We start from the raw sequence: 11,077 nt of genomic DNA on the forward strand, positions 1-11,077 counted from the left end.
TCGCCAGCCCGTTCGGTCCGCGGGTGCCGCGGACGCTCCGGCGGTACGGAAATCCGTGCGCCGCGAGCGGCCCGCGGCCGGTCGGCGGCCGTCAGACGACGTCGTCAGGCGACCGCCGTCAGGCGACCGCCGCGCGGATCTCCTCGGCGAAGGCCGCGGCGCTCGCGCGCAGGGCGGCGACGTCCGGACCGTGCCGCAGCACGCCGCGCGAGACGTTCGGGACCACGTTGCGCACCGCCGCGCCGAAGACCTTCGGCAGGTCGGCGGCGGCCGCCCCCTGCGCCCCGATGCCGGGGGCCAGCAGCGGCCCGTTGATGTCCAGGTCGAAGGAGGACAGATCGCCCAGAGTGGCGCCCACGACCGCGCCGAAGGAGCCCATCGGCGTGTCGCCGGCGTTCTCCGCCGCCAGGTGGGCCAGCATCGTCGCGCCGATCGTCCGGCCGTCGTCGCGTACGGCCCGCTGGACCTCGGCGCCCTCCGGGTTGGAGGTCAGCGCGAGCACGAACAGGCCCGCCCCGGAGGCGCGCGCCAGGTCGACGGCCGGCCGCAGCGAGCCGTAACCGAGGTAGGGCGAGACGGTGAGCGCGTCGGAGAACAGCGGCGCGTCCGGGCGCAGGAAGGTCTCGGCGTACGCGGCCATGGTGGAGCCGATGTCGCCGCGCTTGGCGTCCATGACCACGAGCGTGCCGGCGGCGCGGGCGTCGGCCACCGTCCGCTCCAGGACCGCGATGCCCCGGGAGCCGAAGCGCTCGAAGAAGGCGGCCTGCGGCTTGAAGACCGCGACGGAGTCGGCCAGCGCCTCGACCACGGTGCGCGAGAACGTCTCCAGGCCCGCGACGTCGTCGTTCAGGCCCCAGGAGGCGAGCAGGGCCGCGTGCGGGTCGATCCCGACGCAGAGCGGGCCTCGGGAGTCCATGGCGGAGCGCAGGCGGCTGCCGAACGGTTCCAGGGTCGTCACTTCGCGGCCTTTCGGGTCTCGGCGCCGACCGCTTCGGCCAGCGTGGCGTACGGGCTCGCGGCCAGGCGCGCGGCGAGGCCCTTGTGAATCGCCCGCGCATAGCACGGGCCCTCGTAGATGAAGGCGCTGTAGCCCTGGATGAGGGTGGCGCCGGCCAGGATGCGCTGCCAGGCGTCCTCGGCGTTCTCGATGCCGCCGACGCCGATCAGCACCATCCGGTCGCCCACGCGGGCGTACAGGCGGCGCAGGACCGCCAGGGAGCGCTCCTTGACCGGGGCTCCGGAGAGCCCGCCGGTCTCCTGGACCAGGGACGGGTCGGACGTCAGGCCCAGGCCCTCGCGGGCGATGGTGGTGTTGGTGGCGATGATGCCGTCCAGGCCCAGTTCCAGGGCGAGGTCGGCGACCGCGTCGACGTCCTCGTCCGCGAGGTCGGGGGCGATCTTGACCAGCAGCGGGACCCGGCGGTCGGTGACCGTGCGGTCGGCGGCCTCGCGCACGGCGGTCAGCAGCGGGCGCAGGGACTCGGTCGCCTGGAGGTTGCGCAGGCCCGGGGTGTTGGGCGAGGAGACGTTGACGACCAGGTAGTCGGCGTACGGCGCGAGGCGCTCGGTGGAGAGCACGTAGTCGCCCGCGGCCTCGGCCTCCGGGACCACCTTGGTCTTGCCGATGTTGACGCCGACGACGGTCCTGAAGACCGGGCGGCGGGCGGCCAGGCGCTCCGCGACGGCGGCGGAGCCCTCGTTGTTGAAGCCCATGCGGTTGATCAGCGCCCGGTCCGGGACGAGCCGGAAGAGGCGCTTCCTGGGGTTGCCGGGCTGGGCCTGGCCGGTGACGGTGCCGATCTCGACGTGGTCGAAGCCGAGCATGGACATGCCGTCGATGGCGACGGCGTTCTTGTCGAAGCCGGCGGCGAGGCCGAAGGGGCCGTGCATGCGCAGGCCCAGCGCCTCCGTGCGCAGCTCCTTGTGGCGCGGGGCGAGGACCGCGGCCACGAAGGTGCGCAGGACCGGTGTGCGGGCGGCCAGGCGGATCCAGCGGAAGGCCAGGTGGTGGGCCGCCTCCGGGTCCATCCGCTTGAAGACCAGGTGGAAGAAGAGCTTGTACATCGTCCGGAATATCCCTTGTGCGCTCATGAGAAGGGGGACACCCGTCGTGAAACCGGTGTCCCCCTGCTCGGACGGGCTGCTAGTCGCGGGCCGCGGTCAGGTGCTCCGCGTGCTCCTGGAGCGAACGGACGCCCACGTCGCCGTGGTTGAGTGCGTCGATGCCCTGGACGGCCGCGGCGAGCGCCTGGACCGTGGTCAGGCACGGGACGCCGCGCGCCACCGCCGCCGTACGGATCTCGTAGCCGTCGAGGCGGCCGCCGGTGCCGTACGGGGTGTTGACGATCAGGTCGACCTGGCCGTCGTGGATGAGCTGGACGATCGTCTTCTCACCGTTCGGGCCCTCGCCCTCGCTGAGCTTGCGCACCACGGTGGCGTTGATGCCGTTGCGGCGCAGCACCTCGGCGGTGCCGGAGGTGGCCAGCAGCTCGAAGCCGTGGGCGACCAGCTCGCGGGCCGGGAAGATCATCGAGCGCTTGTCCCGGTTGGCGACGGAGATGAACGCCCGGCCCTTGGTCGGCAGCGGGCCGTACGCGCCCGCCTGCGACTTGGCGTACGCCGTGCCGAAGACCGAGTCGATGCCCATGACCTCGCCGGTGGAGCGCATCTCCGGGCCGAGGACGGTGTCCACGCCGCGGCCGTGGATGTCGCGGAAGCGGCTCCACGGCATCACGGCCTCCTTGACCGAGATCGGCGCGTCGAGCGGCAGGGTGCCGCCGTCGCCGGTCTTCGGCAGCAGGCCCTCCTCGCGCAGCTCGGCGATGGTGGCGCCGAGCGAGATGCGGGCGGCGGCCTTCGCCAGCGGGACGGCGGTCGCCTTCGAGGTGAAGGGGACGGTCCGGGAGGCGCGCGGGTTGGCCTCCAGGACGTAGAGGATGTCGCCGGCCATCGCGAACTGGATGTTGATCAGGCCGCGCACGCCGACGCCCTTGGCGATGGCCTCGGTGGAGGCCCGCAGCCGCTTGATGTCGAAGCCGCCGAGGGTGATCGGGGGCAGCGCGCAGGCGGAGTCGCCGGAGTGGATGCCGGCCTCCTCGATGTGCTCCATGACGCCGCCGAGGTAGAGCTCGGTGCCGTCGTAGAGGGCGTCGACGTCGATCTCGATGGCGTCGTCGAGGAAGCGGTCGACCAGCACGGGGCGGGTCGGGGAGATCTCGGTGGACTCGGCGATGTACGACTCCAGCCGGGCCTCGTCGTAGACGATCTCCATGCCGCGGCCGCCGAGCACGTAGCTGGGGCGGACCAGGACCGGGTAGCCGATCTCGTCGGCGATGGCCTTGGCACCCGCGAACGTGGTGGCCGTGCCGTGCTTGGGGGCCGGCAGGCCGGCGTCGGCGAGGACCTGGCCGAAGGCGCCGCGGTCCTCGGCGGCGTGGATGGCCTCGGGCGAGGTGCCCACGACCGGCACGCCGTTGTTCTTGAGCGCCTGGGCCAGGCCCAGCGGGGTCTGGCCGCCGAGCTGGACGACGACGCCCGCGATCGGGCCCGCGAGGGACTCGGCGTGGACGATCTCCAGCACGTCCTCCAGCGTCAGCGGCTCGAAGTACAGGCGGTCGGAGGTGTCGTAGTCGGTCGAGACGGTCTCGGGGTTGCAGTTGACCATCACGGTCTCGTAGCCGGCGTCGTGCAGCGCGAAGGAGGCGTGGACGCAGGAGTAGTCGAACTCGATGCCCTGGCCGATGCGGTTCGGGCCGGAGCCCAGGATGATCACCGCGGGCTTCTCGCGGGGCGCGACCTCGCTCTCCTCGTCGTAGGACGAGTAGAAGTACGGGGTCTTGGCGGCGAACTCGGCGGCGCAGGTGTCGACCGTCTTGTAGACCGGGCGGACCCCCAGGGCGTGCCGGACCTCGCGGACGACGTCCTCGCGCAGGCCGCGGATCTCGGCGATCTGGGCGTCGGAGAAGCCGTGCCGCTTGGCCTCGGCGAGCAGCTCGGGGTCGAGCTTCTCGGCGGCGGCGAGCTCGTCGGCGATCTCCTTGATCAGGAAGAGCTGGTCGACGAACCAGGGGTCGATCTTCGTGGACTCGAAGACCTCCTCCTGGGTGGCGCCGGCGCGGATGGCCTGCATCACGGTGTTGATGCGGCCGTCGGTGGGGCGTACGGCCAGGCGCAGCAGCTCGTCCTTGTCGCCGCTCTCGCCGACGAAGGTGAACTGGGAGCCCTTCTTCTCCAGGGAGCGCAGCGCCTTCTGCAGGGCCTCGGTGAAGTTGCGGCCGATGGCCATGGCCTCGCCCACCGACTTCATGGTGGTGGTGAGGGTGGCGTCGGCGGCCGGGAACTTCTCGAACGCGAAGCGCGGGGCCTTGACGACGACGTAGTCGAGGGTCGGCTCGAAGGAGGCCGGCGTCTTCTCGGTGATGTCGTTGGGGACCTCGTCCAGCGTGTAGCCGATGGCCAGCTTGGCGGCGATCTTGGCGATCGGGAAGCCGGTGGCCTTCGACGCGAGCGCCGAGGAGCGCGAGACGCGCGGGTTCATCTCGATGACGATGACGCGGCCGTCGACCGGGTCGATCGCGAACTGGATGTTGCAGCCGCCGGTGTCGACGCCGACCTCGCGGATGATCGCGATGCCGATGTCGCGCAGCCGCTGGTACTCGCGGTCGGTCAGCGTCATCGCCGGGGCGACGGTGATCGAGTCACCGGTGTGCACGCCCATCGGGTCGAAGTTCTCGATGGAGCAGACGACCACGACGTTGTCGGCCTTGTCGCGCATCAGCTCCAGCTCGTACTCCTTCCAGCCGAGGATGGACTCCTCCAGGAGCACCTCGGTGGTCGGGGAGAGCGTCAGGCCCTGGCCGGCGATGCGGCGCAGCTCCTCCTCGTCGTGGGCGAAGCCGGAGCCGGCGCCGCCCATGGTGAAGGAGGGGCGGACGACGACCGGGTAGCCGCCGAGGGTGTCGACGCCGGCGAGGACGTCGTCCATGGAGTGGCAGATGACCGAGCGGGCGGACTCGCCGTAGCCGATCTTGGCCTTGACGGCCTCGACGACGCCCTTGAAGAGGTCGCGGTCCTCGCCCTTGTGGATGGCCTCGACGTTGGCGCCGATGAGCTCCACGCCGTACTTCTCCAGCACCCCCTGCTCGTGCATGGAGATGGCGGTGTTCAGCGCGGTCTGGCCGCCGAGGGTGGGCAGGAGGGCGTCGGGACGCTCCTTGGCGATGATCTTCTCGACGAACTCGGGGGTGATCGGCTCGACGTACGTGGCGTCGGCGATCTCCGGGTCGGTCATGATCGTCGCGGGGTTGGAGTTGACCAGGATGACCCGCAGGCCCTCGGCCTTGAGGATGCGGCAGGCCTGGGTGCCGGAGTAGTCGAACTCGGCGGCCTGGCCGATGACGATCGGGCCGGAGCCGATGACCAGGACGGACTGGATATCGGTGCGCTTAGGCACGCTCGGCCTCCATCAGAGAAACGAAGCGGTCGAAGAGGTACGCGGCGTCGTGCGGGCCCGCGGCCGCCTCGGGGTGGTACTGGACGGAGAAGGCCGGCTGGTCGAGCAGCTGGAGGCCCTCCACCACGTTGTCGTTGAGGCAGACGTGGGAGACCTCGGCGCGGCCGAAGGGGGTCTCGGAGACCTTGTCGAGGGGCGCGTCGACGGCGAAGCCGTGGTTGTGCGCGGTGACCTCGACCTTGCCGGTGGTGCGGTCCTGGACCGGCTGGTTGATGCCGCGGTGGCCGTACTTCAGCTTGTAGGTGCCGAAGCCGAGCGCGCGGCCGAGGATCTGGTTGCCGAAGCAGATGCCGAAGAGCGGGGTCTTGCGCTCCAGGACGCCCTGCATCACGGAGACCGCGTGGTCGGCGGTGGCCGGGTCGCCGGGGCCGTTGGAAAAGAACACGCCGTCCGGGGAGACCGCGTAGAGGTCCTCGACGGTGGCGGTGGCGGGCAGCACGTGGACCTCGATGCCGCGCTCGGCCATCCGGTGCGGGGTCATACCCTTGATGCCCAGGTCGACCGCGGCCACGGTGAAGCGCTTCTCGCCGATCGCGGGGACGACGTACGCCTCCTTGGTGGCGACCTCGGCGGAGAGGTTCGCGCCCTTCATCTGGGGCTGCGCCTGGACCTTCGCCAGCAGCTGCGCGTCGGTCGCGCCGCCCGCGAGTGCCTCGCCCGAGAAGATGCCGACGCGCATGGCGCCGCGCTCGCGCAGGTGGCGGGTCAGGGCGCGGGTGTCGACGCCGGAGATGCCGACGACGTCCTGCCGCTGGAGCTCCTCGTCCAGCGAGCGGCGGGAGCGCCAGTTGGAGGGGATGCGGGCGGGGTCGCGGACGACGTAGCCGGAGACCCAGATGCGCGAGGACTCGGGGTCCTCGTCGTTGACGCCGGTGTTGCCCACGTGCGGGGCGGTCATCACGACGACCTGCCGGTGGTACGACGGGTCGGTGAGGGTCTCCTGGTAGCCGGTCATGCCGGTGGAGAACACGGCCTCGCCGAAGGTCTCCCCCACGGCACCGTAGGCACGGCCGCGGAAGACCCGCCCGTCCTCCAGGACGAGTACGGCGGGAGCTTTCGCTCCCCTGGTGGAGGTCGTCATCGTTCGGCGCCTTCCGTCGTGGTGGTGATGAACTGGATCATGGAGTTGATGGCCTCGACCCAGGCGGCGTGCTCGGCCGCGCGGTCGGAGCGGAATCCGGAGTCGATCAGCTTGTCGCCGTGCGCCCAGGTGACGACGAGCAGACCGCCCTCGGTGAGTACCTTGCCCGCGATTCCCTTGTCGAGGCGGGCGCCGCGCAGCTGCGCGACCGGTACGAAGAAATCGGTGGCCCCCGGACGGACCACGTCCAGGCCCGCGTCGGTGAGGGTCAGCTCGACCCTGCTGCGCACGCCCAGGCCGTGGGCGACGATCCGGTCGAGCCACTGCCCGGCGGTGGTGGACCCGTGGTACCGGCCGGTCAGGGCCAGCCGGTGCGCGGGGAGACCGCCGGGGGCGGCGGGCAGCTCGGGCAGGTCGTCCTGCAGAGCGCCGCGCCATTTCCAGCCCTGCCGCATCAGCCAGTAGACGAACGCGATGAAGACGACCAGACCGATCACCCACGCGATGCGCGGGCCCCAGTCGGTCACCTCCGCCGACCGTCGTTCGGCGGCCTCCGCGGCCAGTTGGATTACTGCAGGTGTCACGCCAGCTTCCCGTCCACGACCGTTGCCCGGCCCCGCAGGAAGGTGTGAGTGACGCGGCCCGGCAGCTCACGGCCCTCGTAGGGCGTGTTGCGGCTGCGGGAAGCGAAGTGTGCGGGGTCCACGACACCACGGTACGAGGTATCGACCAGCGTCAGGTTCGCGGGTTCACCCACCGAGACGGGACGTCCGTGGTGCGGGAGGCTGCCGATGCGCGCCGGGGCGAAGGACATGCGCTCGGCGACCCCCGCCCAGTCGAGCAGGCCGGTCTCCACCATCGTCTGCTGGACGACGGAGAGCGCGGTCTCCAGGCCGACCATGCCCATGGCGGCGGCGGCCCACTCGCAGTCCTTGTCCTCGTGCGGGTGCGGGGCGTGGTCGGTGGCGACGATGTCGATCGTGCCGTCGGCCAGGGCCTCGCGCAGGGCCAGGACGTCGGCCTCGGTGCGCAGCGGCGGGTTGACCTTGTAGACCGGGTTGTACGAGCGGACCAGCTCGTCGGTGAGCAGCAGATGGTGCGGGGTGACCTCGGCGGTGACGTCGATGCCGCGGGACTTGGCCCAGCGGACGATCTCGACCGAGCCGGCGGTGGAGAGGTGGCAGATGTGCACGCGGGAGCCGACGTGCTCGGCGAGCAGCACGTCGCGGGCGATGACCGACTCCTCGGCGACGGCCGGCCAGCCGCCCAGGCCCAGCTCCGCGGAGACGACGCCCTCGTTCATCTGGGCGCCCTCGGTCAGGCGCGGCTCCTGGGCGTGCTGGGCGACGACGCCGCCGAAGGCCTTCACGTACTCCAGGGCCCGGCGCATGATCACGGCGTCGTCGACGCACTTGCCGTCGTCGGAGAAGACGGTGACGCGGGCGGCGGATTCGTGCATGGCGCCCAGCTCGGAGAGCTTCTTGCCCTCCAGGCCGACGGTGACGGCGCCGATGGGCTGGACGTCGCAGTAGCCGGATTCCTTGCCCAGGCGCCACACCTGCTCCACGACGCCGGCGGTGTCGGCGACGGGGAAGGTGTTCGCCATGGCGAACACCGCGGTGTAGCCGCCGGAGGCCGCGGCGCGGGTGCCGGTCAGGACCGTCTCGGAGTCCTCGCGGCCCGGCTCGCGCAGGTGGGTGTGGAGGTCGACCAGGCCGGGGAGGAGGACCTGGCCGGCGGCCTCGATCACGGTCGCGTCACCGGCGTCGATGCCGCTGCCGACGGCGGCGATGGTCTCGCCGTCGATCAGGACGTCCTGCGCCTCGCCGCCGAGGACCTGCGCGCCACGGATAAGGATCTTGCTCATGGTTACTTGCTCTCCTCGGTGCGGGGCGTGCTGGTGGTGGTGACGGCGGGCTCGGAACCGCCGAGCAGCAGGTACAGGACGGCCATCCGGATGGAGACGCCGTTGGCGACCTGCTCGACGACCGTGCAGCGGTCGGAGTCGGCGACCTCGGCGGTGATCTCCATGCCGCGGACCATCGGTCCGGGGTGCATCACGATGGCGTCCTCGGGCATGCGGGCCATCCGGCTGGCATCCAGCCCGTACCGCCGCGAGTACTCGCGCTCGGTCGGGAAGAACGCGGCGTTCATACGTTCGCGCTGCACACGCAGCATCATCACCGCGTCGGACTTCGGCAGCACGTCGTCGAGGCTGTACGAGATCTCGCAGGGCCAGTTCTCCACGCCGACGGGCACCAGGGTGGGCGGGGCCACCAGGGTGACCTCGGCGCCGAGCGTGTGCAGCAGGTGGACGTTGGAGCGGGCCACCCGGCTGTGCAGGACGTCGCCGACGATGGTGATGCGGCGGCCGTCGAGGCCCTTGCCCAGGCCCGCGTCCCGGCCGACCAGGCGGCGGCGCATGGTGAAGGCGTCGAGCAGCGCCTGGGTGGGGTGCTCGTGGGTGCCGTCGCCCGCGTTGATCACGGGGGCGTCGATCCAGCCGGAGGTGGCGAGCCGGTAGGGCGCGCCGGAGGCGTGGTGGCGGATGACGACGGCGTCGACGCCCATCGCCTCCAGGGTCTGGGCGGTGTCCTTGAGGGACTCGCCCTTGGAGACGCTGGAGCCCTTGGCGGCGAAGTTGATGACGTCGGCCGACAGGCGCTTCTCGGCGGCCTCGAAGGAGATCCGGGTACGGGTGGAGTCCTCGAAGAAGAGGTTGCAGATCGTGCGGCCGCGCAGGGTGGGCAGCTTCTTGATCGGCCGGTCGGCGACCCGGGCCATCTCCTCGGCGGTGTCGAGGATGAGGACGGCGTCGTCGCGCGAGAGGTCGGCGGCCGAGATGAGGTGGCGCTTCATCTGGGTGCTCCGTAAGTCGTGGAGAGCGGCGGAGGGGGTGCGGCGGAGAGGTGCGGCAGGGGGGTGCGGCAGGGGGCGGTCCGGGCGGGCGGGCAGGCTTCGGCGCGGGCCCGGCGTACACCGGCCCCTCACCCGAATGGCCTACTGGCCGCCGGCCGCCCCGTCGGTCCGCTGGCCGAGCAGCACGGCGTCGCGGCCGTCCTCCTCCTGGAGCTGGACCTTGACGGTCTCCCGCAGCGACGTGGGGAGGTTCTTGCCGACGTAGTCGGCGCGGATGGGCAGCTCGCGGTGGCCCCGGTCGACGAGGACCGCGAGCTGGACGGCGCGGGGGCGGCCGAGGTCGCCGAGGGCGTCCAGGGCGGCGCGGATGGTGCGGCCGGAGAAGAGCACGTCGTCGACGAGGACGACCAGGCGGCCGTCGAGGTCGTCGCCGGGGATCTCGGTGCGCCCGATCGCGCGGGCGGGCTTCATCCGCAGGTCGTCGCGGTACATGGTGATGTCGAGGGAGCCGACCGGGATCTTGGTCCCGGTGATCTCCTGGAGCTTGGCGGCCAGCCGACGGGCGAGGAAGACGCCACGCGTCGGGATGCCGAGGAGAACCACGTCGTCCGCGCCCTTGGCGCGCTCGACGATCTCGTGAGCGATGCGGGTCAGCACCCGCGCGATGTCCTGCGCCTCCAGTACGGGGCGGGCGCCATCGCCGCTTCGAAGGTTTACGGCCTGCGAGTCCATGAAAAAGGACCTCCTTCTCCGCCTCACGGGACGGACCTTAAAGGACGTCTGATGTACGGCTGCAACGTTACCAGGACCGCCCGGGCGAGCGCACACCGCTCCCCCGCCCGACCCCTCGCGGGGGGCTGACGAAGACCATTCGGCTTGACGCATCCAAGTAACGCTGCGTAACCTCACAGTGAGTTACCAGCCGCGCGGCGGAGCCGCACGTCGTCACTGCGTCCGGGAGCCTTATGTCCAGCGAATACGCCAAACAGCTCGGGGCCAAGCTCCGCGCCATCCGCACCCAGCAGGGCCTTTCCCTCCACGGTGTCGAGGAGAAGTCCCAGGGCCGTTGGAAGGCCGTGGTGGTCGGTTCCTACGAGCGCGGGGACCGCGCCGTGACCGTCCAGCGCCTCGCCGAGCTGGCGGACTTCTACGGGGTGCCGGTCCAGGAGCTCCTGCCGGGCACGACTCCGGGCGGGGCCGCCGAGCCGCCGCCGAAGCTGCGCCTGGACCTCGAGCGCCTGGCCCACGTGCCCGCCGAGAAGGCCGGCCCGCTCCAGCGCTACGCGGCCACCATCCAGAGCCAGCGTGGCGACTACAACGGCAAGGTGCTGTCGATCCGCCAGGACGACCTGCGCACCCTGGCCGTCATCTACGACCAGTCCCCCTCGGTCCTCACCGAGCAGCTGATCAGCTGGGGCGTGCTGGACGCCGACGCGCGTCGCGCGGTGGCGCACGAGGACGCCTGAGCCGACCGGCTCCAGCAGAAACGTTACCGGCGGGGGCCCGGGCCCGGGGGGGGGCCCGCCCCCCCCGGGGGGGGGGGGCCCCCGGCCCCCACCCCCCCCCCCGGCCCCAGCAACCCGCGAGGGGGGCCCCGCGCGGGGGGGGCGCCGCGCCCGCGCATC

General features: G+C 71.7%; 9 protein-coding genes. 1 reads left to right on the top strand and 8 read right to left on the bottom strand.

Annotated elements, in window-relative coordinates:
• Positions 1-118: 118 nt before the first annotated feature.
• From pyrF to pyrR, 8 genes are all read right to left on the bottom strand, one after another.
• Positions 119-958, bottom strand: coding sequence for an orotidine-5'-phosphate decarboxylase (gene pyrF / locus ACZ6KO_RS22615; protein WP_469305815.1), 840 nt, complete (start codon positions 956-958; stop codon positions 119-121).
• Positions 955-2,064 (bottom strand): quinone-dependent dihydroorotate dehydrogenase, encoded by a 1,110-nt coding sequence (locus ACZ6KO_RS22620; RefSeq protein ID WP_469305816.1) that lies wholly within the window; start codon positions 2,062-2,064, stop codon positions 955-957. The genes pyrF and ACZ6KO_RS22620 overlap by 4 nt, the downstream gene beginning before the upstream one ends.
• Positions 2,065-2,143: 79 nt before the next feature.
• On the bottom strand, positions 2,144-5,452 hold the full coding sequence (gene carB, locus ACZ6KO_RS22625; RefSeq protein WP_469305817.1) for a carbamoyl-phosphate synthase large subunit: 3,309 nt from the start codon (positions 5,450-5,452) through the stop codon (positions 2,144-2,146).
• Positions 5,445-6,593, bottom strand: coding sequence for a glutamine-hydrolyzing carbamoyl-phosphate synthase small subunit (carA, locus tag ACZ6KO_RS22630; RefSeq protein WP_401449335.1), 1,149 nt, complete (start codon positions 6,591-6,593; stop codon positions 5,445-5,447). The genes carB and carA overlap by 8 nt, the downstream gene beginning before the upstream one ends.
• Positions 6,590-7,177: a PH-like domain-containing protein gene (locus ACZ6KO_RS22635; protein WP_469305818.1), complete on the bottom strand. Its 588-nt coding sequence runs from the start codon at positions 7,175-7,177 to the stop codon at positions 6,590-6,592. The genes carA and ACZ6KO_RS22635 overlap by 4 nt, the downstream gene beginning before the upstream one ends.
• Complete coding sequence (locus ACZ6KO_RS22640; protein ID WP_469305819.1) at positions 7,174-8,460, bottom strand: dihydroorotase; 1,287 nt, start codon at positions 8,458-8,460, stop codon at positions 7,174-7,176. The genes ACZ6KO_RS22635 and ACZ6KO_RS22640 overlap by 4 nt, the downstream gene beginning before the upstream one ends.
• A gap of 2 nt (positions 8,461-8,462) precedes the next feature.
• Entirely contained in the window at positions 8,463-9,452 is a 990-nt protein-coding gene (locus ACZ6KO_RS22645) for an aspartate carbamoyltransferase catalytic subunit (protein ID WP_469305820.1), read from the bottom strand.
• 141 nt (positions 9,453-9,593) lie between these two features.
• The gene (pyrR, locus tag ACZ6KO_RS22650) at positions 9,594-10,184 is read right to left on the bottom strand and encodes a bifunctional pyr operon transcriptional regulator/uracil phosphoribosyltransferase PyrR (protein WP_469305821.1); all 591 of its coding nucleotides are present in this window, start codon (positions 10,182-10,184) and stop codon (positions 9,594-9,596) included.
• 233 nt (positions 10,185-10,417) lie between these two features.
• Here pyrR and bldD point away from each other — a divergent pair, with 233 nt between their 5' ends.
• On the top strand, positions 10,418-10,918 hold the full coding sequence (bldD, locus tag ACZ6KO_RS22655; protein WP_093801867.1) for a transcriptional regulator BldD: 501 nt from the start codon (positions 10,418-10,420) through the stop codon (positions 10,916-10,918).
• Positions 10,919-11,077 lie beyond the last annotated feature (159 nt).

It is taken from the genome of Streptomyces sp. NPDC042102 (assembly GCF_055582305.1).